Below are 24,376 nucleotides of genomic sequence, written 5' to 3' on the forward strand. Positions count from 1 at the left end.
AGGTGAATGGCGTGGCAAATGAGCATACAGGACACCGTGACCGTGTTCGCAAAAAGTTTCTTGAAAACGGATTTGACGGCTTTGAGCCGCACGAGGTGCTTGAAATGTGCCTTTTCTATGCCATTCCCAGAAAAGATACAAATGCGCTTGCACACCGTTTGCTCGACAGGTATTTAACCGTTGCGGGTGTGTGCGATGCACCTGTTGACGAGCTTATGCGTGAATTTTCACTTTCGCAGTCTTGTGCGGTTTTTCTGAAAATGCTTCCCGAGTTTTCGAGAGTGTATAAAGAATCAAAAACGGAAAATCATAATGTCATCGAGCTTGAACATCTCGGAGAAATGTTTATAAATAAGTTTATAGGCAGAACAAACGAGGCAGTTGCGCTTATGCTCGGAGATGCAAAGGGCAGAATGATTTTCTTTGACATTATTGCCAAAGGTTCGCTAAGTTCGTCGGATGTTCCGCTTAGGAAAATCGTTGACCTTGCGCTAAGGCACAACGCAAAGACCGCTTTTTTAGGACACAATCATCCGAGCGGCTCGGCATTGCCCTCGCAAAGCGATCTGACTTCTACAAAAATCATAAGACGAACTCTTGACAGCATAGGAGTAAACCTTGTTGACCATTATATTGTGACGGAGTTTGACTATGTTTCCCTGCGTGAAAGTGAAATGTCGGGAAGTATTTTTTTATTGTAATAAGGTTTGATTTTATGGAATTTAAACTGAAATCTAAATATAAGCCTACGGGTGACCAACCTGCTGCAATTGATGAGCTTGTAAACAGCATTGAATCGGGCAACAGAGAGCAGACTTTGCTCGGCGTAACGGGTTCGGGTAAAACATTTACTATGGCTAATATAATAGAAAGAACGCAAAGACCTACCCTGGTGCTTGCGCACAACAAAACTCTTGCGGCACAGCTTTGCAGCGAGTTTAAGGAGTTTTTCCCCGACAATGCGGTAGAATACTTTGTGTCTTATTACGATTACTATCAGCCGGAGGCATACATTGCCAACACGGATACTTATATAGAAAAGGACAGCGCTGTAAATGATGAAATAGACAAACTCAGGCACAGCGCTACTCTTGCGCTTTCTGAAAGACGAGATGTAATTATAGTTGCTTCGGTTTCCTGTATTTACAGCTTGGGCGACCCTATTGATTACCGAAATATGGTAATATCTTTACGCCCCGGTATGGAAAAAAGCCGAGATGACCTTGTGAAAAAACTCGTTGAACTGCAATATGAGCGCAACGATGTTAATTTTATAAGAAATAAGTTCAGAGTAAGGGGAGATGTGGTCGAAATTTTTCCTGCCGCATCTAACGATTCTATAATAAGAGTAGAATTTTTCGGCGATGAAATTGACCGTATATCCGAGATTAACCCACTTACGGGAGAACTAAAGGCGGTTTTGCGTCATGCGGCAATTTATCCTGCGTCACACTACATTGTTTCTAAGGATAAAATGGCAACCGCACTCAAAGAAATTGACCGTGAACTTGAAGAAAGACTTGCGTATTTTCGTGAGAACGGAAAATTGCTTGAGGCACAGAGAATTGAACAGCGCACACGCTATGATATGGAGATGCTGCAGGAAATCGGATTTTGTACGGGTATTGAGAACTATTCTAGAATTTTGTCGGGCAGAAAACCCGGTTCTTCGCCGTTTACTTTGCTTGACTATTTTCCCAAGGATTTTCTGTTGTTTGTTGATGAGTCGCATGTCACTTTGCCGCAGGTAAGAGGAATGTACGCAGGCGACCATGCACGAAAGAAAAATCTTATTGATTACGGTTTCCGCCTGCCGTCTGCATTTGACAACAGACCGCTTAATTTTGACGAATTTTACGACAGAATAAATCAGGTTGTGTTTGTAAGTGCAACTCCGGGCGACCTTGAACTTGAAAAATCACAGACAATAGCAGAGCAGATTATCAGACCTACAGGACTTCTTGACCCTGAAATTTCGGTAAGACCTACCGAGGGACAGCTTGATGATTTGGTTTCTGAAATTAATATAAGGGTGAGCAAAAAGCAGAGAGTGCTTATTACCACTCTTACCAAGAAAATGGCGGAGGATTTGACAGCATACCTTGAAACAATGGGTATCAAGGTGCGCTATATGCACCACGATATAGACACCGTAGAGCGTATGGAAATTGTCAGAGATTTGCGCCTCGGCGAATTTGATGTGCTTGTCGGAATCAACCTTTTGCGAGAAGGTCTTGATATTCCGGAAGTATCGCTGGTTGCCGTGCTTGACGCCGACAAAGAGGGTTTTTTGCGCAGTGAGCGTTCACTTATCCAGATTTGCGGTCGTGCCGCACGAAACAGCGAGGGCACTGTAATAATGTATGCCGACAGTGTAACCGATTCTATGCGCAAGGCGATTACCGAAACCGAACGCAGAAGAAAAATTCAGCAGGCATACAACAAGGAACACGGCATTACGCCAACCACTATTGTTAAAAAAGTCAGTGAAATTCTTGAAATTTCTACACATACAGATGATGAATTTAAATCGGCTAAAAAGCTGAACAAGGCTCAAAAGCAACAGCTTATCGAGAGCCTTACTAAGGAAATGAAAGCTGCCGCAAAGCTGCTTGAATTTGAACACGCCGCATATCTGCGTGACAAAATCAAAAAGCTCCGTGGCGATAAATGAGGATTGATTAAATGGCTAAAACCAAAGCAGTTGAATACGGTGATTCAAGTATTTCTGCCCTTAAAGGCGCAGACAGAGTGCGAAAAAGACCGGCGGTTATTTTTGGCTCTGACGGTATTGACGGCTGTCAACATTCAGTTTTTGAAATTCTTTCTAACTCTATTGACGAGGCAAGAGAGGGCTACGGCAAAAAAATTACCGTAACAAGGTTTTCCGACGGTTCTATCGAGGTAGAAGACCACGGCAGAGGTATTCCCGTTGACTTTAACGAAAAAGAAAATGAGTTTAACTGGAAACTTGTATTCTGCGAAATGTATGCAGGCGGTAAATATAACAACAACGAGGGAGAAAACTATGAGTTTTCACTCGGTATGAACGGTCTCGGACTTTGCTCAACACAGTATAGCTCCGAATATATGGATGTTGATATTCGCCGTGGCGGTACCCGCTATACTTTGCATTTTGAAAAGGGCGAGAATGTCGGCGGCTTAAAAAAAGAGCCGTACAATAAAAAAGATACAGGTACAAAAATCCGTTGGAAACCTGACCTTGAGGTATTTACCGATATAGACATTCAGCCTGAATATTTTCTTGACATAATGAAAAGACAGGCTATTGTCAATGCGGGCGTTGAATTTGTGTTCAGAAATCAGAACGGTAAGAGCTTTGACACCACAACTTATTGCTATGTAAACGGTATTGAGGATCATGTTGCGGAGGTCATCGGCGAAAACGGTTTTACTTCGGTTCAGCATTGGACAACGGAGGTAAAAACCCGTGACCGTGACGATAAGCCTGAATATAAATGTAAAATTGATGTTGCGGTTGCTTTTTCAAATCAGACAAGACTTACCGAGTATTACCACAACTCAAGCTGGCTTGAGCACGGCGGTGCTCCGGATAAAGCGGTGAGAACTGCTTTTCTTTATCAGATAGACAATTACTTAAAGACAAATAATAAATACAATAAATCGGAAAGCAAGATAAAATTTGATGATATTGAAGACTGCCTTGTGTGTGTAATTTCTTCGTTTTCGAGCGTATCTTCGTATGAAAACCAGACTAAAAAGTCAGTTACCAACAAGGGTATTCAGGACGCAATGACTGCTTTCTTAAAGCAGAGCCTTGAAGTTTATTTTATCGAAAATCCGCTTGAGGCAGACAAAATCGCACAGCAGGTGCTTGTAAACAAGCGTAGCAGAGAGAATGCCGAAAAAACAAGACTTAACATAAAGAAAAAGCTTTCGGGCAGTCTTGATATGACAAACCGTGTAGCTAAGTTTGTTGACTGCCGCAGCAAAAATGCCGAGGAAAGAGAGCTTTTTATAGTAGAGGGCGACTCTGCTCTCGGTGCTTGTAAGCAGGCAAGAAACCCTGATTTTCAGGCGATTATGCCAATCAGAGGTAAAATACTTAACTGCCTTAAGGCTGATTATGACAAAATTTTTAAGAGCGAAATAATTACGGATTTGCTTAGAGTGCTCGGTTGCGGTGTTGAGGTAAAGTCAAAGGCCAATAAAAACTTGAGCGAATTTGACCTTAACGCACTGCGTTGGAATAAAGTTATTCTCTGTACCGATGCCGATGTTGACGGATTTCAGATCAGAACATTGCTTTTGACAATGCTGTACAGACTTACTCCTACGCTAATAAACGAGGGAAAAGTCTTTATTGCGGAATCACCGCTTTATGAGATTACAGCTAAAAATGATGTGTATTTTGCGTATGACGAGGCGGAGAAAGATAAGTTTATTGCGGAAATCGGCAAAGAGAAGTTCACAATTCAGCGTTCAAAAGGTCTTGGTGAAAACGAGCCTGATATGATGAACCTTACAACTATGAATCCTGCTACTCGCAGACTTATAAAGGTTATGCCGACAGACGCTGAAAAAACAGCGGAAATTTTTGATATTCTGCTCGGTGACAATCTTCAGGGCAGAAAAGATTACATTGTGGCTCACGGTAATGAGTACATTGACAATCTTGATGTAAGCTGACGGGAGGTGCGAATTTATGGCAAAAAGAAGAAGAACACAGCCTGCCGCAACGGGAAAAACACACGGTGTTATCAACGGTGCGGGTGAAGTTGTAGAACAGAACATTGACTCTACAATCAGAGAAAACTATATGCCTTACGCAATGAGCGTTATTCTTTCCCGTGCTATTCCGGAGATTGACGGATTTAAACCGTCGCACAGAAAGCTGCTTTATACAATGTATAAAATGGGACTTTTAAACGGTGCAAGAACAAAATCCGCTAATATTGTCGGTGCAACTATGAAACTTAATCCGCACGGCGATTCGGCGATTTATGACACTATGGTGCGACTTTCGAGAGGCTACGAAGCACTTTTACATCCTTATGTGGATTCAAAAGGTAACTTCGGTAAATTCTACAGCCGTGATATGGCATGGGCGGCATCAAGATATACAGAGGCAAAACTTGACAAAATCTGTAACGAGCTTTTTCGTGATATAGATAAAGATACCGTAGACTTTGTTGATAACTACGATAATACAATGAAAGAGCCGTCACTTTTGCCGGTTGCTTTTCCGTCTGTACTTGTAAATACAAACACAGGTATTGCGGTAGGTATGGCGTCAAATATCTGTTCTTTCAATTTGAAGGAAATTTGCGAAACCACGGCGGCGCTTATTCGTGACCCGAACCACGATGTTATGCAGACATTGCCTGCACCTGATTTTATCGGCGGCTGTCAGATTATTTATGACGAAAACGCCTTAAGACAGGTTTATGAAACGGGTAAGGGCGGAATAAAACTAAGGGCAAGGTACCAGTACGATAAATCGGCAAACTGTATTGATGTACTTTCAATTCCGAGCACAACCACTTGTGAAGTTATTATTGAAAAGATTATTGACCTTGTAAAAGCAGGAAAAATAAAGGATATTGCCGATGTTCGAGATGAAACGGGTATTGACGGTCTTAAGATAACAATTGACCTTAAGCGCGGTGTTGATCCCGACCGACTTATGGCAAAACTTTACCGTTTTACAACGCTTGAAGATTCATTCTCCTGCAACTTTAATGTACTTATCGGCGGAGTGCCGAGGGTGCTCGGTGTTAAGGCTTTGCTTGAAGAATGGATTGCATTCAGAATTGAATGTGTAAGACGAAGAACATATTTTGACAGAAACAAAAAAGCCGAAAAACTCCACCTTTTAAAGGGCCTTGAGGCTATTTTGCTTGATATTGACAAAGCGGTTAAAATTGTAAGAGAAACAGACGAAGAGGCAGAGGTTGTACCAAACCTTATGATCGGATTTGGTATTGACGAGGTTCAGGCAGAGTATGTTGCAGAAATAAAACTTCGTCATCTGAACCGTGAATATATTTTAAAGCGTACGGCAGAAATTGAGGCACTTGAAAAGGAAATTGCCGAACTTGACGAAATTCTCAAGAGCAAGACAAGAATTAAAACCATAATTGTAAAGGAGCTCAAAGAGATTGCCGAAAAATACGGTCAGCCACGAAAGAGCATTATAATTTACGAAGATATCGTAAGTTATACGGAGGAAAAGGACGATGTTCCTGATTACCCCGTAAATCTTTTCTTTACAAAGGAAGGCTATTTCAAGAAGATTACTCCGCAGTCGCTTAGAATGAGCAGCAACCATAAGCTCAAGGACGGCGATGAGATTGCCCAGACCTGCGAATTTTCAAATAACGGTGAATTGCTGTTCTTTACCGACAAATGTCAGGTTTACAAAGCAAAGGCGGCGGATTTCACCGATACAAAGGCAAGCGCTCTCGGCGAGTATGTACCGGCAAAGTTGGGTATGGACGAGGGCGAAAACGCAGTGTATATGGTAGCCACAAAGGATTACAAGGGAATGCTGCTGTTTGCTTTTGAAAACGGCAAGCTCGCTAAAGTTCCGCTTGAGGCTTATCAAACAAAGACAAACCGCAAAAAACTAACGGGCGCTTATTCCGATAAATCACCGCTTGCGGGAATGGTATTCTTTACAGAGGATAAAGAATTTTTGTTGAAAGCGTCATCAGGCAGAATGTTGCTTATTCATTCGGGTGCAATTAATCTGAAAACAACCCGTTCGACACAGGGCGTGGCGGTTATGAAACTCAAAAAAGGTCACAGACTGTTTGAAATTTCGGAGTATGTTGAGGGAACATTTGCAAAGCCGCAGAGATACAGAACGAAAACACTTCCTACTCTCGGCGCTATGCCTGCAAATGAAGATTCAACCGACGAACAGCTTACGCTGATTTAACTGTATATTTCACTTTTGGAAATATACCGAAAAAATTTAAATTTTTTCAAAAAAATCTTGCAAAATCTATAATTTTATGTTAATATAAATTAGTTAGTTTTTGTATTTGGAACTTATTATACATTTATATTACAGAAAGGAACGGTATAATATGGGCGTTTGGGGTATTGTTCTTGGTTCAGTGCTTATCGTAGCAGCCATTGCAATTATCATCGTAATTATTCTTCAGCAGGGCAACCAGCAGGGTATCGGCGTTGTTTCCGGTGCTGCTGACTCTTATTTCTCAAAAAATAAGGCTCGCTCGATTGATGCAAAGCTTGCTCGTTTTACAAAGTTTTTTGCAGCAATTTTCGTAATTATCGTAATTGCACTTAATGTACTTGCTTATTTTGTCGGAAAAAGTTTCTGATTAAGCTTGTAATATTTTTAAAATTTCAAACATAATTATAGACCGTAGGTTAGTCCTGCGGTCTATTTTTCTTTTTATGGTTTAGCAAATTGATTTGCAAATTAATTATAAAAGTTTGGTCGACCTTTAAAAAGGTTTGACCTAAATTTTTAAATTATTTTGTCTAACATTTAGAGCAAAACCAATTTATCCTACATATATAAAAGACTCTGTTTTACAGTATTGTTTATGCTAAAGGAGCTGTTAATTATGCCTTTGTGGGGAATAGGATTAATGTTTTTCGGTGCATTTTTGCTGTTTGCATTTGCTCATTACATAAGTAAAAGCAGACATCCGTTTAAAAGAAGTCTGCTTTCAATGGCTATAGGAATTTTAACGCTGATTGCGGTAAATCTGACAGGCTCTTTTACAGGTGTGTACCTGCCTGTAAGCCTTGTGTCGGTGTGTTGTGCCGCATTTGGCGGAGTGCCCGGAGTAACGCTGATGCTTGGATTAAATTTATTTTTTTAAATCAATTTCTGTTTATTTTATTTTATCCAAAAGCCTTGCAAAATCAATTAGCAAGGCTTTTTTCTGCACTTAATGTTTTTATTTTCAAAGAAAACGGCTCATTTGATTATAAGGGCTTAAAAATGGCTGATTTAAACAAAGACGGCATTATTGTTGTAAGAGATGTTACCGAGTTGAAAAAATATTTCAAAATAAAAATATTTTAATCGCTTGATTTCATTATATTTTAAGTGCTTTTTATAGAATAATCGATATAACAAAATACCGACTCGCATTAAAATTGCAAGTCGGTATCTTGTTTCTTAATATTAATCTTATCAATTGCTTTTATAATCATAAAAGACTTTCGAGTGCTTCGCCTACGCTTTCTTTGTTTTGTGTGAGCATGGCGAGGATTACTTTATAAAAAGTTGTTGGGTTTTCGTAAAAATTCTTTTTGATTATTTGTGCCTGCGGCATATCCGGAGCAAAAATCGAAAAACTCAGCAAATCAAGATTTCCGCCCGAAATTTTGCAGTTTACATTGTAACCCATATCGGTTTTAACGATTTCTACGCTGTTTTCACGCTCTTTTTTCTTTTGCGCAAGCAGGTTTATTGCGCAGTCATACGCTTTTTCTTTTACGGTGTAGGCAAGTATGGTGTCGAGCTGATTTGCAATCATAACTCCGTTTTCGCTGACGGTATATGTCTTTATATCTCCGTCGGAGCCTTCTTCAATTATATTTCCTTTTTCAATAAGATCGTCAAAGCATGAACTTGTTTCAAAGTAATTTGCAAGGCTTTCCTCACATATTGAGTCAACAATAATTTCTTTGCTGACGGGTTCTTTAATTGAATTTAAAAGATAGCATATAAGAATACGAATTTCGTATTTGCTCCTCATTCCGCCCGGGACAATACCCTCGTCAAATGTATCAAAAGCCATAGTTTCACCTAATTTCAGTTTAATTTATTTAATTATATCATATAAAAATATAAATGTGTAGAGAAATTTTATAATAACCGAAAAAATATTCCGATATGTATTGCTTTTGCGGTTAATTATGTTTTAATTTAACAGTAATTAAGGCTGAATTTTCATATTTAAAAAATTGCCGATATGGAGAAAATATTATAAATAAACACACATAAAATTTCGCAAATAAAAATATTTTAATAATATAGTAACCTAAATGTTAAAAATATTTTAAAAATTATAGTATAATTTGAAAAAATAATTGACTGTATATTGTTCTTATGGTAGAATGTTGTTGTGAAAGGAGATGTGAATATGGAAGAGTATATGCCTTTTGTCTGGATTGGTATTGCAGTGGTTATGGCTGTGGGCGAAGCCGCAACAAATCAGCTTGTTTCAATATGGTTTGTCGTAGGTGCACTTTGCGCTGCCGTATCCTCTCTTATTACTTCGTCTGTGCTTGTTCAGGTTATAGTGTTTATCGTAGTTACCTGCGGTACGCTCATTGCTACAAAACCGCTTGTGGATAAGTATAAAAAAGGTCATAAGGAGGTAAAAACAAATTCCGACAGATTTATTGGGCAAACAGGTGTAATGCTTACCGATATTGACACTTTGGAAGCAGTGGGTCAGGTAAAGGTGAGCGGTGAAGTCTGGACCGCAAAGCTGAAAAATCCTACACCTGTAAAGAAAGACGACAAAGTCAAAATCCTTGCCATTGAGGGTGTAAAAATGATAGTTGAACCTTGGCAGGGAGAATAATTATTGAATGGAGAAATCAGAATGGGACCGTTAATTGTAATTGCAATTATTTTATTAATCATTTTAATTGCTATAATCAGCAATGTTAAAATCGTACCGCAGGCGCACGCTTATGTAGTTGAAAGACTCGGTGCTTATCACTCAACTTGGGGTACGGGCTTGCATGTAAAAATTCCTTTTATCGACAAAGTTTCAAGAAAAGTATCTTTAAAAGAGCAGGTAGTTGACTTCCCGCCTCAGCCTGTTATCACAAGAGATAATGTTACTATGCAGATTGATACCGTAGTTTATTTTGAAATTACAGACCCTAAGCTTTACAGCTACGGTGTTGAGCGTCCGCTTAACGCTATTGAAAATCTTACAGCAACCACACTTCGTAACATAATCGGTGAACTCGAACTCGACAGCACACTTACTTCCCGTGACACTATCAACGATAAAATCAGAATTATCCTTGATGAGGCTACAGACGCATGGGGTATCAGAGTAAAGCGTGTTGAGCTTAAGAACATTCTTCCGCCTCGTGAAATTCAGGACGCAATGGAAAAGCAGATGAAGGCAGAGCGTGAAAGAAGAGCTAAGATTCTTGACGCCGAAGGTGAAAAGCGCAGTCAGATTCTTATTGCGGAAGGTCTTAAAGAGTCTGCTATTCTAAAAGCTGACGCTGTTAAGGAACAGAAAATCAGAGAGGCTGCCGGTGAGGCAGAGGCTATTCTTACAGTACAGAGAGCTAATGCCGACGCTCTTCGTATGCTCAATGAGGCTGCTCCTACAGACAGAATCATTCAGCTTAAATCTCTCGAGGCGTTTGCAAAAGCAGCTGACGGTAAGGCTACAAAGATTATTATTCCGTCGGAGCTCCAGTCAATTGCAGGAAATGTTGCCGCAATTAAGGAAATCTGGAAAGATGAGCCTGCAAAGAAGTAATACAGTATAATTCTAAATCAAAATATGGCATAAGGGTGCAGTTTTTATCTGCACCCTTAGGTGCTTTTTTATAGGAAGTGAATTAATGGTTCTTATTCTTTGGACATTTGTTATATTTTCGTTTTTAGGCTGGGTCGGTAATGTTATACGAAACCTTGCGGTATATAAAAGGTTTAAAAATAACGGCTTTCTGACTTCTCCGTTTTTCCCTATGTACGGACTTACGGCTGTTATTTGCAGAGTGGTTTTGACTCCGCTTGCAAATTATCCGTGGCTTTTGCTTGCTGCTTCGATTGCACTTACAACCGCCGTAATAGTTCTTTCGGGATTTTTGTTTGAAAAAATCCTCGGATTTAAAGTATGGGATTATTCGCAGTCAAAACTTAGCATCGGCAGTTATATATCTTTGCCTTATGCATTGTTGGCAGGACTTTTCGGATTTGGTTTTATAAAAGTATTTATGCCCGTATCCGACGCACTTGTTATGCTTATTCCGACTACAGTCAGCTATATAATTTTGTTTGCTCTGCTTGCAATAATTTTGCTTGACTATATTTTTTCTGTGATTACGGTTATAAGATTAAAACGCAGAATAAAATATTTAAGCAATATTGAAGAATTGCTCGGAGATGATGCAGACGAGGAAAAAATAAAACTTATAGGCGAAAACTGTAACAGACTTTTTACGGAAAATATTTTAAGAAGAAGACTTGCAAATGCATTTCCTGACCTTAAAACAAGCGTTTATCTCGGTATGATTTCAGATAAAGTGGGCGAGGTCAAGGATAAAAATATGACCGAATATACGGCTGTTTTTGAGAATAAAGAAGAACGACCTTTTGCGTTCGGACTTTGTTTTACAAAGTTGTTTTATCTGTTTGTGATAGGCTCGTTTTTTGGCACGATACTTGAAACTTTGTGGGCGTTTATGATTGACGGTAATTTTCAGGTGAGAGTGGGACTTGTGTACGGACCGTTCATTCCCGTTTACGGCGGCGGAGCGTGCTTTTTGACTGTTGTGCTTTATAAGCTGTATAAACTTAACGATACGCTTATTTTTGTAATCAGCGCAGTGGTTGGTGCAAGTTTTGAGTATTTTTGCTCATGGTTTCAGGAAACTGTTTTTGGTACGGTATCATGGGATTACAGCGATACTCCGCTGAATTTTAACGGACGAACAAACCTTATGTATGCGCTTATCTGGGGCTTTCTGGGACTTGTATGGGTACGCTTTGTTTATCCGTGGATGGCAAGACTTATTGAGAAAATTCCAAAGCGTGCAGGCGGAGTAATGACGGCGGTACTCATAATATTTATGGTATTTAATGCATTTATGTCTTGTGCGGCGGTTTACAGATGGCAGGACAGGGCAGAACACCCAAAAACGGATAACGCTTTTATACAGTATATAGATTATCATTTTGACGATGAGAAAATGGAATTTCTGTTTCCGAATATGAAAGCACCGGAAAAAGATTAGCAGTTAATTGAAAATTCAGAGTTCAACTCGGGCAGCAGGTAAATATATCTGCTGCCCGTTAATTTATGGTTTAGCGCATTGTTTGTTGTGAAAGTTTAAAAAACATCGACTTCTGTGTCAATTATAAAATTTTTAATCAAAACTGCGTTTAAACTGTAAATTAGCTTATGAATTTCAAAATAATTCCTGTCACATATTGCATTTTATTCTGATTTTTTATATAATGGTAATTAAAGTGATTTTAGGGCAATGAATTTTTGCCTTTGCAGAAACTTTGTCTAAACAATTTTGCCACCGTTTTTACGGTGCCGTTAAAAGTTAAGGAGTGTAATGATGAAAAAGGTTGCTATTATTATGGGTTCTGACAGTGATTTCCCTGTAGTTTCAAAGGCTGTCACAAAGCTTAAGGAATTTGGTGTTCCATATGAAGTGCATGTTATGAGTGCTCACAGAACTCCTGATGCTGCTATTGAATTTTCAGGCAGCGCAAAGAAAAACGGCTTTGGAGTAATCATTGCAGCAGCAGGTATGGCTGCTCACCTTGCAGGTGTGCTTGCGGCAAAAACAACTTTGCCTGTAATCGGTATTCCTTGCAAATCAGCCGCTTTTGACGGTATGGATGCTTTACTTGCAACAGTTATGATGCCGACAGGTATTCCTGTAGCTACAGTTGCTGTTGACGGCGCTGCGAATGCTGCAATTCTTGCAATCGAAATGCTCGCTCTTTCTGACGATACACTTGCAGAAAAGCTCGAGAAAATGAAAGCAGATATGGAAGAGGGCGTAGCCAAAAAGGATGAGGCTATGCAGCTTAAGGTGGCAGAACTTTGATTAAGTATGTTGATATATATGACAAAGACAAGGTAAACGATGAATGCGGCGTGTTCGGCGTTTATAAAGACAGCAGTGATGATTTCAATATTGCATCCCTTACCCGTGAGGCTTTGTACGGACTTCAACACAGGGGACAGGTAAGTGCAGGCATTACTGTAAATAACAATGAAAATTTTACTACCGTAAAAGAATTCGGTATGGTGTCAGAGGTCTTTAACGATAAGGCTATAGATAAACTCGGCGACGGAAACATTGCAGTCGGTCATGTGCGTTACAGTGCGCACGAAAGCCTTGACAGAGCGGCAAATCAGCCCCTTGTTATGAGATATATTGCCGGTTCGCTTGCTATTGCAAGCAACGGTGCGATTACTAATTTTGCCGAAATTCGCCAACAGCTTGAGCATGGCGGCGCAATCTTTCAGTCTAACTCAAATGTTGAGATTATGTCTTATGTAATCGCAACCGAACGCTGTACCACGGACGACCTTGAAACAGCGGTTTTGTTTGCTATGGATAAACTTGAGGGCGCATATTCCGCAGTCCTTTGCGGTCCGTCAAGACTTATCGGTTTTCGTGATAAAAACGGCTTCCGTCCGCTTTGCATCGGAAAACTTAACAACAGCTATATTATTACTTCCGAGAGCTGTGTAATTGACAGTCTTGGCGGTGAATTTTTGCGTGATGTTGAGCCCGGAGAAATGGTTGTAATTGATGAAACGGGTTTTCACAGTTACAAGTCGAGAATTAAGGCATATAATACATCTATGTGTATTTTTGAATATGTTTATGTTGCCCGTCCCGACAGTGTTATTGACGGTGTAAGTGTTCATAATGCGAGATTTAAGGCAGGTGAACTGCTTTATAATGAACATCCGATTGATGCCGATATGGTATGCGGCGTTCCCGATTCGGGAATTATTGCCGCACAAGGCTATGCTAAGGCGTCGGGTATTCCGTACGGTACAGGTTTTGTTAAGAATAAATACATTGGCAGAACCGTAGGTACGGGAAAAGATAAAAAGAAAAGACTTCTCAAAACAAGACTTACTGCCCTTAAGGCAAATGTAAGCGGAAAGAGAATTATTATTGTTGACGACTCTATTGTGCGCGGCGAAACCGCAAATCATATTGTAAAACTTTTGCGTGACGCAGGTGCAAAAGAGGTTCATATGCTTATAAGCTCTCCGCCTTTTGTATGTCCGTGCTATTTCGGTATGGATATTCACAACAAGGAGTCGCTTATTGCAAATAGGTTTTCACAAGAAGAGATATGCAATAAAATCGGTGCGGATTCGCTCGGCTATCTCAGCGTTTCGGGTCTTAATCAAATTGCCGAGGGTGCAGATGTCGGATTTTGCAACGGTTGCTTTACAGGAGAGTATCCTGCGGAAATTCCGAGAACTATATTTGTTGATAAATTCGCAAAGAAAATTAATAAAAAATAATCTGGAGTGATTGAAGATGAAGAGTTTTTCAGAGAGCTACAAGGCAGCAGGTGTTGATGTAACAGCAGGTTATAAGTCGGTTGAACTTATGAAACAGCATGTTGCACGCACAAAAATTGACGGCGTTGTTTCGGGTATCGGCGGTTTTGGCGGTCTTTTTGCCCCAAATGTAAGCGGTATGACAGAGCCTGTACTTGTCAGCGGTACTGACGGAGTAGGTACAAAAATCAAACTTGCTTTTCTTATGGATAAGCACGATACTATCGGTATTGATGCAGTTGCAATGTGTGTAAACGATGTAATTTGCTGCGGTGCAAAGCCGTTATTCTTCCTTGACTATATTGCAATCGGAAAGAACTATCCTGAAAAGGTTGCGGAAATCGTTAAGGGTGTTGCAGACGGCTGTGTTATGTCAGAATGTGCACTTATCGGCGGCGAAACAGCCGAGCATCCGGGTCTTATGCCTGTTGACGAATACGATGTTGCAGGTTTCTGCGTAGGCCTTGCAGACAAGCCAAAGATGATTGACGGCTCTAAGCTCAAGGCAGGCGATGTTTTGGTTGCACTCCGTTCTTCGGGCGTTCACTCAAACGGTTTTTCACTTGTAAGAAAAGTTTTTGATATTAACGAAAACACAATCAATAATACATACCCTGAGCTTGACAAAACTTTAGGCGAAACTCTCCTCACTCCTACAAAAATATATGTAAAACCACTCTTTGCTCTTATGAAAGAAGTTGAAGTAAAGGCTGTATCTCACATTACAGGCGGCGGTTTCTACGAGAATATTCCCCGTATGTTAAATGACGGTCTTTCTGCTAAGATTAACAAGAGCGCAGTTCCTGTTCTTCCGATCTTTGACCTTATTCAGAGAGTCGGCGGTATTTCAGAGCACGATATGTTTAATACATTCAATATGGGTGTAGGTATGCTCGTTGCAGTTGACAAAAACGATGCGGATAAGGCTATTGAGGTTCTCAAGGCAAACGGTGAGGATGCTGTAATCATCGGTGAAGTAGTAGAGGGCAATGACGGAGTTGTAATTGAATAATGAAAAATATTGTTGTTCTTGTATCCGGTGGCGGTACTAATTTACAGGCTCTTATAGATGCATCGGAAAGAGGGGAGATAAAGGGCGGTAAAATCACCTGCGTTATTTCTTCAAATCCGAATGCTTATGCACTTGAGAGAGCCAAGAATCACAATATTGCTACCGACATAATCCGCAGAAAGGATTATGCAAGCCTTGACGAATACGATAAGGCATTAACCGAGCTTTTAAAGTCAAAAAATGCGGATTTGGTTGTGCTTGCGGGATTTATGACAATCCTCGGTACAGGTGTAATCAGAGCGTTTGAAAACAGAATTATAAATATTCATCCGTCACTTATTCCGTCTTTCTGCGGCGAGGGCTTTTACGGACTTAAGGTTCACGAGCAGGCTCTTGCAAGGGGAGTAAAGGTGACAGGTGCAACAGCACATTTTGTAAATGAGGTATGTGACGGCGGTCCTATCATCATTCAGAAAGCTGTTGAAATTCAAAACGGCGACACACCCGAAATTTTACAGAAAAGAGTTATGGAACAGGCGGAATGGAAAATTCTTCCTAAGGCTGTTTCGCTTTTCTGCGAAGATAAAATAAAGGTAAACGGCAATGTTACAGTAATTGCCGAATAATTCGGAGGTAAACAATGAAACCAATTTCACTTGAAAAAGAAATCTCTTCTGTTACTTATCCGGGCAGAGGAATTGTTATAGGCAGAAGTGCTGACGGCACAAAGGCTGTAATTGCTTACTTTATTATGGGCAGAAGCGAAAACAGCAGAAACAGAATTTTCGTTGAAACCGAGGACGGCATAAAGACACAGGCTTTTGACGAATCAAAGCTTATTGATCCGTCACTTATCATTTACTCACCTGTCAGAAAACTTGACAACAAGACAATCGTTACAAACGGTGACCAGACAGATACAATTTATGAGCTTATGAACGAGGGCGAAACCTTTGAAGAGTCACTCCGCACAAGAGAGTTTGAGCCTGACGGCCCTAACTACACACCTCGTATTTCAGGTATTGTAAAGTGCAGCGGCGGTGTTATGGAATATGCTATGTCAATCCTTAAGAGTGCAGACGGTATTCCTGACAGCTGTCAGAGATATACATTTATGTATTCCACACCTTTACAGGGCCTTGGCAGATATATTCACACTTATATGGGTGACGGCACTCCACTCCCAAGTTTTGAGGGGGAGCCTACACTTGTAGAGATTGGCAACGATGACATTGATACTTTTGCTGAAAAAGTATGGAATGCACTTGACGAGGACAACAAGGTATCACTTTTTGTTCGCTACATTGACATTGCTTCAGATACGGCAGAGTCAAGAATTATTAATAAGAATAAATAATCTGATTATGAAAGGATGAACTCCAATGAAGGAACTTGCACTTAAATACGGTTGTAACCCTAATCAGAAGCCTTCAAGAATTTATATGAACGAGGGCGAACTTCCTGTTGAGGTACTCAACGGCAAACCGGGTTACATTAATTTTCTTGATGCATTCAACTCATGGCAGCTTGTGCGTGAGCTTAAGGCGGCAACAGGCTTGCCGTCAGCTGCGTCTTTCAAGCATGTAAGCCCTGCGGGTGCTGCGGTAGCTACCGAGCTTTCGGATACATTAAAGAAAATTTATTTTGTTGACGATTTGGAGCTTTCACCAATCGCCTCTGCATATGCGGCAGCAAGAGGTGCAGACAGAATGTCATCATACGGTGACTGGGTTGCACTTTCCGATACTTGCGATGTTCAGACCGCTAAACTTTTGCAGAGAGAAGTTTCTGACGGTATTATCGCTCCGGATTATACAGAAGAGGCTCTTGAAGTGCTTAAGACAAAGCGCAGAGGCACATATAACATTGTAAAAATCGACCCGAACTATGTTCCTGCTCCGATTGAGCATAAGGATGTATTCGGTGTAACTTTTGAGCAGGGCAGAAACGAGCTTAAAATTGACGAAGCTATGCTTATGCAGAACATTGTTACAGAGAACAAAGAGCTTACGGAAGAGGCTAAGCGTGATCTTCTTATTGCTCTTATCACACTCAAATATACACAGTCAAACTCTGTTTGCTATGCAAAGGGCGGTCAGGCTATCGGTGTCGGCGCAGGTCAGCAGTCAAGAATTCACTGTACCCGTCTTGCAGGCAACAAGGCTGACATTTGGTTCTTAAGACAGCATCCGAAGGTTCTTAACCTCCCGTTTGTTGACAATATCCGCAGACCTGACAGAGATAACACTATTGATGTTTACATTTCCGACGATTATGAGGATGTACTTGCAGACGGCGTTTGGGAGCAGTTCTTTAAAACTAAGCCGGAGCCTCTTACACGAGAAGAGAAGAAAGAGTGGCTCGCAACATTCAGCGGCGTTTCACTCGGTTCAGACGCATTTTTCCCATTCGGCGACAACATTGAAAGAGCTAAGCGTTCGGGCGTACAGTATGTTGCACAGCCCGGCGGTTCAATCAGAGATGACAATGTAATTGATACCTGCAATAAGTACGGAATGACTATGTCATTTACAGGCATCAGACTTTTCCACCATTAATCTGCGGGGTGAAGATATGAATATTTTAATGATTGGTTCAGGCGGAAGAGAGCACGCACTTATCAAAAAACTTCTTGAAAGCCCAAAGTGCACAAAACTTTACTGTGCCCCCGGTAACGGCGGTATTTCAAGAGATGCCGAAACCGTAAATATCGGTGTTATGGATAAAGAGGCACTTGTCGCTTTCGCAAAAGAAAAGAATATTGACCTTGCTTTTGTAGCTCCGGATGATCCGCTTGCGGCAGGTCTTGTTGACGCTTTTCAGGCTGCCGGTATCAGAGCTTTCGGCCCTAATGCAAATGCGGCTGTAATTGAGGCATCAAAGGTATTTTCAAAGGATTTAATGAAAAAATACGGTATTCCTACCGCTAAATACGAAACCTTTGATAACGCAGAAAATGCTATTGAATATTTAAAGGCAGAGAATACTGCTCCTATCGTAGTCAAGGCTGACGGTCTTGCACTCGGTAAGGGTGTTATTATTGCACAGACTGTTGACGAGGCTGTTGATGCCGTTAAGTCTATTATGGAAGATAAGCAGTTTGGCGAATCCGGCAACAGAATTGTTATTGAAGAATTTTTGACAGGTCCGGAGGTTTCTGTACTTGCATTTACAGACGGCAAGTGCGTAAAGCCTATGGTAAGTTCAAAAGACCACAAGAGAGCTTACGATAATGATGAGGGACTTAACACAGGCGGTATGGGTACAATCAGCCCGAATCCTTACTATACAGACGAGATTGCAAAGGAATGTATGGACACAATCTTTATTCCTACAATCAACGCTATGGTAGCAGAGGGCAGACCTTTCAAGGGTTGTCTTTATTTCGGACTTATGATTACTCCGAACGGCCCTAAGGTAATTGAGTATAACGCTCGTTTCGGTGACCCTGAGGCGCAAGTAGTTCTTCCAAGACTTAAAACAGACCTTGTCGATATTTGCGAGGCAGTTATTGACGAAAAACTTGCTGACCTCGACATTGAATGGGACAACGGCGCAGCTGCCTGCGTAGTTATGGCAAGCGGCGGCTATCCTGTTGCATATAAAAAGGGCATTGAAATGTTCGGTATGGACGAAAACGGTCAGGTAGAGGGCGCTACTGTTTATCATGCAGGTACAAAGTATGAAAACGGTAAATTCTACACAAACGGCGGTCGAGTTCTCGGTGTGACTGCAACTGCTCCTACACTTGATGAGGCACTTGCAAAAGCATATGCTGCGGTTGATAAAATCAGCTTTGAGGGTATGCACTTCCGCCACGATATTGGAAAAACTAAGTGATTATTAATGTGTATAATTCATACTGTAAACAACTTTGAGGATGCAAAAAAACTCATAGACGAAAATCCGAATTGTATAATTCTTGATGTGCGTGAGGAAGAGGAGTATGCAACGGGACATGTGAAAGACGCAGTGCTTTTTCCTGTTGATGATATTACCGCCGAATCGGCAAAAGAAGTTATACCGAGTAAGGATTATATGCTTGTGGTTTATTGCAGAACAGGCAGTCGCAGCAGAATGGCGGCAGAAGCTCTCTGCAGACTCGGCTACACAGATATTTATGATATAGGTGGATTGATTGCCTGGCCTTACGGCTTGATTATGGGACTTTAAAATTACAATTTATTGTATAAATATTCCTGATTTTAATGTTAAGAGGGAGTAATCGGTACGCATTTTTGCGTATAGTATTATCGACATACTGGTGAATTTTACCCGGTAATATTTTAAATGATGAGACTCACAGACAGCACAAAGGAAATGTTTTTAATTTAATAACTTAATTTATAATATTTAAGTTGTTGGCATTTGCAAAAGGTTGTCTGTGAGCCTTTTTGACTTTTTAATGGGGTTATTTGTCGGAAACGGGGTGAATTATGGTTTAACGGAGTGTCGGTCGGGGATTGAAATTTAGCTAACGCTAAATTATCCTCCAAAAAACAAAAAAAGTTTACTCAATTTTTTCAAAAATTGCGGGTTTGGGCAGCACCCATAAAAATCTTCCGATATTACAATTTATCAGGCGCAAACAGCTACGCTGTTTGCGTGCTTGCACCGAGTTTGAAAAAACAGGCGGTAGCCTTTTAGAAAAGAATTTGCTTATTTATTGTTTAATGAATGGCTTTTTTGTTGTTATCGCATTTAAAGGCTAACGCCGTTGTGTTCAAGCCGCCGAACAGCGAGCTGTTCGGCTATCGTCAGATTGCGTAAGCTGAAAGTATTTGTGGGCTTTGCCCACACCCACGACCTTTGAAAAGGTCGACCAAACTTTTATAATTAATTGGCAAATCAATTTGCTAAACCATAATTTATAAAACTAACCCAACATTTATAATAGAACCGTTTTAATATTGCATATGAAAAGCGCATAAATTTATATGAAATGTTTTTTGGAGGAATTGGTATGAGCATATTGGAGCTTTTTATCCTTGCGGTGGGCTTATCAATGGATGCTTTTGCTGTGTCTGTATGTAAGGGCCTTTCGCTCGGTAAAATTAAGCCTAAACATATGTGCATTGCAGGTGCGTGGTTCGGTGGATTTCAGGCACTTATGCCGCTTATCGGTTATTTTTTAGGCAGCTTTTTTGCAGAGATGATTGAAAAGTACGACCATTGGGTTGCTTTTGTTCTCCTTGCGATTATCGGCGGAAATATGATAAAAGAGTCTTTTTGCAAAGACGAAAAAGTCGATTCTTCAATGGATGTAAAATCAATGCTTTTGCTTGCGATTGCGACCAGTATTGACGCTTTGGCTGTCGGTGTAACTTTTGCTTTCTTGCAGGTTCAGATTGTTCCCGCCGTGTCGTTTATCGGTGTGATAACATTTATATTCTCTGCCGTAGGTGTAAAAATAGGCAGTTTATTTGGTACAAAGTATAAATCAAAGGCGGAATTGTTCGGCGGTATTGTGCTTGTGCTTATCGGTATAAAAATATTGCTCGAGGGCATTGGCGTATTAGGATAAAAATACAAAATTTTTTTAGAAAAAAGTCGTTTGTAATCGGTTATCGCCCTTTACTTTTGATATAAATTATAGTATAATTATCTGTAAAGCAAAGTTAGGTTTTGCTTGGTTACTTAATTAAAAAGGACAGGAGTGCAGAAAGCAATGATAAACGGTGCCGATATAATGGTAAAATGTCTGGAAGCCGAGGGTGTTTCAGTGGTTTTCGGATATCCGGGTGCGGCTATTTGCCCTTTTTACGATTCGCTTTATAATTCTTCAATCAAGCATGTGCTTGTTCGTCAGGAGCAGAATGCGGCTCATGCGGCAAGCGGTTATGCAAGATGCAGTGATATTCCCGGTGTATGTGTAGCAACTTCGGGACCGGGTGCAACAAACCTTATTACAGGTATTGCTACCGCTTATCAGGATTCTATTCCGATAATCGCAATTACAGGTCAGGTACGCAGTGATTTGCTTGGCAGAGATGTATTTCAGGAGGCTGACATTACAGGCGCTTGCGAGCCGTTTGTAAAGCACAGCTATCTTGTAAGCAAAACAGAAGATTTGCCACGAATTTTCAAAGAGGCTTTTCATATTGCAAAAACAGGCAGACCGGGCCCTGTACTTATTGATATTCCTATTGATATTCAGCAGAATGAAATTGAAAAGTTTGAATATCCCGAAACTGTAAATATTATCGGCTACAAGCCGAATACCAAAGGACACATTTTTCAGATTAAGCGTGCGGTCGAGGCTATCAAAAACTGCAAGCGTCCGATTATTGTATCCGGCGGCGGTGTTTTAAGCTCGGGTGTTAAGCCTAAATTTCAGGCTTTTGCCGAGAAAACAGGTATTCCTGTAATTTCCACAATGATGGGAATCGGCGTTATGCCGTCAGAACACGAGCTTTACCTCGGTATGCTCGGTACTCACGGTAAGCCTGCTGCAAACAGAGCTTTGCACGAGGCTGATTTGGTTATTGTGTGCGGCGCAAGACTTGGTGACAGAGCCGTGGCGGCGCCCGACCAGATGAGTAAAAGAACAACTGTAATTCACATAGACATTGACCCGGCGGAAATCGGAAAAAATGTTAAGACAGCTATTCCGATTGTCGGCGATATGATGAATGTTATGGATATGCTCAATGAAAACATTGGCGACTACAAGGTTCAGAACCAGTGGAGTGAGGCTGTTAAAACATGGAAAAAGGATTTATTCAGAGAACCTCCTAAGTTTGACGGTTATGTAGAACCGAGAACGCTTGTAGGTCATTTGAGCGCAATGTTCCGTTCAAAGGCAATTTTGGTTGCCGATGTAGGTCAAAATCAGATTTGGTGTGCAAACAACTTCCGTATTCGTGAGGGAAGATTCCTTACAACAGGCGGTATGGGTACAATGGGTTATTCGGTTCCTGCCGCAATAGGAGCAAAGTTTGCAAGACCGAACAGAGATGTGCTTGTTGTCTGCGGTGACGGCAGTTTTCAGATGCAGTTAAACGAGCTTGCAACTATTGCAGGTAATAACCTTAACATTAAAATTATAATTATGCGTAACTCAAGACTCGGTATGGTGCGTGAGCTTCAGGATAACCACTACGGTCACAGACACAGTGCAACTATTCTTGAAGGTGATCCCGATTTTCTTAAAATTGCGGAGGCTTACGGAATTGATCATGCAGAGGCAAACTCAAATGAGCAGGCAGAAGAAATCATTAAAAATATTGTTGATTCCGACAAGCCGTTCATTCTTGTGTGCGATGTATATCCCGACACTCCGTCGATTTAATGAGGTGTTGTTATGCAATATACTTTATCAATACTTGTTGAAAACCAGGCGGGCGTTCTTTCTAAGATTTCGGGTTTGTTTTCAAGACGAGGCTTCAACATTGACTCACTTGCGGTTGGCGTGACTACCGACCCAAATGTATCGAGAATCACTATTGTTGCAAACGGTGACGAATATGTTGTTGAACAGCTTGAAAAACAGCTTAACAAACTTATTCCCGTAATCAAGGTTAAAAGACTTGCCGAAGGTGATTTTATCAGCCGTGAGCTGATACTTATAAAAGTTCATTGTCCTGCTGCAAAGCGTGGCGAAATTCTCACCACTGTTGAGCTTATGCAGGGTAAAATAGTTGATTTCTCTACTACAAGCGTTACCGTTGAGTATTGTGAATGTTCAAGCCGTGTTGACACTTTGGTAGAGTTATTAAAGCCTTATGGTATCCGTGAGATTGTAAGAACAGGTACAGTAGCTCTTGATAAGGGTGCTACTGCAGTGTCCGTGTAATCTTGCAGATTTACATAAATCTTTTTATATCAACCGCATAGCGGTAAGGAGGATTTTTAAAATGGAAAATATGACAGCAAAAATTTTCTATCAGTCAGATTGTAACCTTTCTTTGCTTGACGGCAAAACAATTGCAATCATTGGTTATGGTAGCCAGGGTCACGCTCATGCTCTTAACCTTAAGGATTCAGGCTGTGATGTAATCATTGGTCTTTACGAGGGTAGTAAGTCTTGGGCGAAAGCAGAAGCACAGGGCTTTAAGGTATATACAGCTGCAGAGGCTGCTAAGCGTGCCGATATTATTATGATTCTTATTAACGATGAGAAGCAGGCAGCTATGTACAAGAAGGATATTGCTCCTAACCTTGAGGCAGGCAATATGCTTATGTTCGCTCACGGTTTTGCAATTCACTTTGGTCAGATCGTTCCTCCGGCAGATGTTGATGTTACTATGATCGCTCCTAAAGGACCTGGTCATACAGTAAGAAGTGAGTATCAGGCTGGTAAGGGTGTACCTTGTCTTGTTGCTGTTGAGCAGGACGCTACAGGTAAGGCTAAGGATCTTGCACTTGCTTACGCACTCGGTATTGGCGGCGCAAGAGCAGGTGTTCTTGAAACAACATTCAGAACAGAAACAGAAACAGACCTCTTTGGTGAGCAGGCTGTTCTTTGCGGCGGTGTTTGCGCACTTATGCAGGCAGGTTTTGAAACACTTTGCGAGGCAGGTTATGATCCAAGAAACGCTTACTTTGAGTGTATCCACGAGATGAAGCTCATCGTTGACCTTATTTATCAGTCAGGCTTTGAGGGTATGAGATATTCTATCTCTAACACAGCTGAGTACGGCGACTACATCACAGGTCCAAAGATTGTTACTGAGGATACTAAGAAGGCTATGAAGAAGATCCTTTCTGACATTCAGGACGGTACATTCGCTAAGGACTTCCTCCTCGATATGTCACCGGCAGGCGGTCAGGCTCACTTCCGTGCTATGAGAAGAAAAGCTGCAGAGCATCCTGCAGAAGTAGTTGGTAAGGAAGTTAGAAAGCTTTACAGCTGGTCAAACGAAGACAAGCTTATCAACAACTAATTTTATAGTTTATAGCTTATTTACAGCCTTGGCTTTTCAGTCAGGGCTGTTATTTTTAAGGTTCTTTTTCATTAGTTGGGGTAAATTATGGTTTAGCTGATTGCTTTATCAAGCAATTATAAAAGTTTGGTCGACCTTTTCAAAGGTCGTGGGTGTGGGCAAAGCCCACAAATACTTTCCGTTTATGCAAT

22 protein-coding genes are annotated in these 24,376 nt (G+C 40.9%); 21 read left to right on the plus strand and 1 reads right to left on the minus strand.

What is annotated here, in order from left to right; genetic code table 11:
* Positions 1-11 precede the first annotated feature (11 nt).
* The 6 genes from I2E21_RS12545 to I2E21_RS06335 all read left to right on the plus strand — a co-directional run bounded on the left by I2E21_RS12545 (position 12) and on the right by I2E21_RS06335 (position 7,844).
* The gene (locus I2E21_RS12545; RefSeq protein ID WP_117705464.1) at positions 12-701 is read left to right on the plus strand and encodes a JAB domain-containing protein; all 690 of its coding nucleotides are present in this window, start codon (positions 12-14) and stop codon (positions 699-701) included.
* Positions 702-715: 14 nt separating this feature from the next.
* On the plus strand, positions 716-2,674 hold the full coding sequence (gene uvrB, locus I2E21_RS06315) for an excinuclease ABC subunit UvrB (protein ID WP_195410744.1): 1,959 nt from the start codon (positions 716-718) through the stop codon (positions 2,672-2,674).
* A gap of 11 nt (positions 2,675-2,685) precedes the next feature.
* Entirely contained in the window at positions 2,686-4,671 is a 1,986-nt protein-coding gene (locus I2E21_RS06320; RefSeq protein WP_195410745.1) for a toprim domain-containing protein, read from the plus strand.
* Between the two features lie 16 nt (positions 4,672-4,687).
* The gene (locus tag I2E21_RS06325) at positions 4,688-6,925 is read left to right on the plus strand and encodes a DNA gyrase subunit A (protein ID WP_195410746.1); all 2,238 of its coding nucleotides are present in this window, start codon (positions 4,688-4,690) and stop codon (positions 6,923-6,925) included.
* A gap of 151 nt (positions 6,926-7,076) precedes the next feature.
* On the plus strand, positions 7,077-7,334 hold the full coding sequence (gene secG / locus I2E21_RS06330) for a preprotein translocase subunit SecG (RefSeq protein WP_022234208.1): 258 nt from the start codon (positions 7,077-7,079) through the stop codon (positions 7,332-7,334).
* A 249-nt stretch (positions 7,335-7,583) separates the two neighbouring features.
* Positions 7,584-7,844 carry a pro-sigmaK processing inhibitor BofA family protein gene (locus tag I2E21_RS06335; protein ID WP_186935249.1) on the plus strand — a complete coding sequence of 87 codons (261 nt, stop codon included), beginning with the start codon at positions 7,584-7,586 and terminating at the stop codon, positions 7,842-7,844.
* Between the two features lie 333 nt (positions 7,845-8,177).
* Here the strand turns inward: I2E21_RS06335 and I2E21_RS06340 are convergent, their stop codons facing one another.
* Positions 8,178-8,771 (minus strand): DUF4364 family protein, encoded by a 594-nt coding sequence (locus I2E21_RS06340; protein WP_022234210.1) that lies wholly within the window; start codon positions 8,769-8,771, stop codon positions 8,178-8,180.
* 345 nt (positions 8,772-9,116) lie between these two features.
* Between I2E21_RS06340 and I2E21_RS06345 the strand changes: the two genes are divergently transcribed.
* The 15 genes from I2E21_RS06345 to ilvC all read left to right on the plus strand — a co-directional run bounded on the left by I2E21_RS06345 (position 9,117) and on the right by ilvC (position 24,185).
* Positions 9,117-9,563: an NfeD family protein gene (locus I2E21_RS06345; RefSeq protein WP_117705451.1), complete on the plus strand. Its 447-nt coding sequence runs from the start codon at positions 9,117-9,119 to the stop codon at positions 9,561-9,563.
* A 21-nt stretch (positions 9,564-9,584) separates the two neighbouring features.
* Positions 9,585-10,490 carry an SPFH domain-containing protein gene (locus I2E21_RS06350; protein WP_186935246.1) on the plus strand — a complete coding sequence of 302 codons (906 nt, stop codon included), beginning with the start codon at positions 9,585-9,587 and terminating at the stop codon, positions 10,488-10,490.
* Positions 10,491-10,575: 85 nt separating this feature from the next.
* A complete protein-coding gene (locus I2E21_RS06355) occupies positions 10,576-11,970 on the plus strand; it encodes a putative ABC transporter permease (protein WP_195410747.1) in 1,395 nt (464 codons plus the stop codon).
* A 333-nt stretch (positions 11,971-12,303) separates the two neighbouring features.
* Positions 12,304-12,801 (plus strand): 5-(carboxyamino)imidazole ribonucleotide mutase, encoded by a 498-nt coding sequence (gene purE, locus I2E21_RS06360; RefSeq protein ID WP_022234214.1) that lies wholly within the window; start codon positions 12,304-12,306, stop codon positions 12,799-12,801.
* Complete coding sequence (gene purF / locus I2E21_RS06365) at positions 12,798-14,249, plus strand: amidophosphoribosyltransferase (RefSeq protein WP_178587339.1); 1,452 nt, start codon at positions 12,798-12,800, stop codon at positions 14,247-14,249. The genes purE and purF overlap by 4 nt, the downstream gene beginning before the upstream one ends.
* A 16-nt stretch (positions 14,250-14,265) precedes the next feature.
* Complete coding sequence (gene purM / locus I2E21_RS06370) at positions 14,266-15,300, plus strand: phosphoribosylformylglycinamidine cyclo-ligase (protein ID WP_195410748.1); 1,035 nt, start codon at positions 14,266-14,268, stop codon at positions 15,298-15,300.
* Positions 15,300-15,926 (plus strand): phosphoribosylglycinamide formyltransferase, encoded by a 627-nt coding sequence (gene purN / locus I2E21_RS06375; protein ID WP_022234217.1) that lies wholly within the window; start codon positions 15,300-15,302, stop codon positions 15,924-15,926. The genes purM and purN overlap by 1 nt, the downstream gene beginning before the upstream one ends.
* A 14-nt stretch (positions 15,927-15,940) precedes the next feature.
* Complete coding sequence (locus I2E21_RS06380; RefSeq protein ID WP_022234218.1) at positions 15,941-16,657, plus strand: IMP cyclohydrolase; 717 nt, start codon at positions 15,941-15,943, stop codon at positions 16,655-16,657.
* Between the two features lie 25 nt (positions 16,658-16,682).
* Complete coding sequence (locus tag I2E21_RS06385; RefSeq protein WP_022234219.1) at positions 16,683-17,858, plus strand: phosphoribosylaminoimidazolecarboxamide formyltransferase; 1,176 nt, start codon at positions 16,683-16,685, stop codon at positions 17,856-17,858.
* Between the two features lie 16 nt (positions 17,859-17,874).
* Positions 17,875-19,140, plus strand: a complete 1,266-nt coding sequence (gene purD / locus I2E21_RS06390; RefSeq protein ID WP_022234220.1) for a phosphoribosylamine--glycine ligase — start codon at positions 17,875-17,877, stop codon at positions 19,138-19,140.
* Positions 19,141-19,146: 6 nt separating this feature from the next.
* Positions 19,147-19,473 carry a rhodanese-like domain-containing protein gene (locus tag I2E21_RS06395; protein WP_195410749.1) on the plus strand — a complete coding sequence of 109 codons (327 nt, stop codon included), beginning with the start codon at positions 19,147-19,149 and terminating at the stop codon, positions 19,471-19,473.
* A 790-nt stretch (positions 19,474-20,263) separates the two neighbouring features.
* Entirely contained in the window at positions 20,264-20,824 is a 561-nt protein-coding gene (locus I2E21_RS06400; RefSeq protein WP_195410750.1) for a manganese efflux pump MntP family protein, read from the plus strand.
* Positions 20,825-20,968: 144 nt separating this feature from the next.
* Entirely contained in the window at positions 20,969-22,591 is a 1,623-nt protein-coding gene (gene ilvB / locus I2E21_RS06405) for a biosynthetic-type acetolactate synthase large subunit (RefSeq protein ID WP_195410751.1), read from the plus strand.
* 12 nt (positions 22,592-22,603) lie between these two features.
* Positions 22,604-23,095 (plus strand): acetolactate synthase small subunit, encoded by a 492-nt coding sequence (ilvN, locus tag I2E21_RS06410; protein WP_022234016.1) that lies wholly within the window; start codon positions 22,604-22,606, stop codon positions 23,093-23,095.
* Positions 23,096-23,147: 52 nt separating this feature from the next.
* Complete coding sequence (ilvC, locus tag I2E21_RS06415) at positions 23,148-24,185, plus strand: ketol-acid reductoisomerase (protein ID WP_278286548.1); 1,038 nt, start codon at positions 23,148-23,150, stop codon at positions 24,183-24,185.
* The last annotated feature ends 191 nt before the right edge of the window (positions 24,186-24,376 follow it).

Origin of the sequence: Ruminococcus sp. BSD2780120874_150323_B10 (genome assembly GCF_015553695.1) — a bacterium.
Taxonomy (GTDB): Bacteria; Bacillota; Clostridia; order Oscillospirales; family Acutalibacteraceae; genus Ruminococcoides; species Ruminococcoides intestinale_A.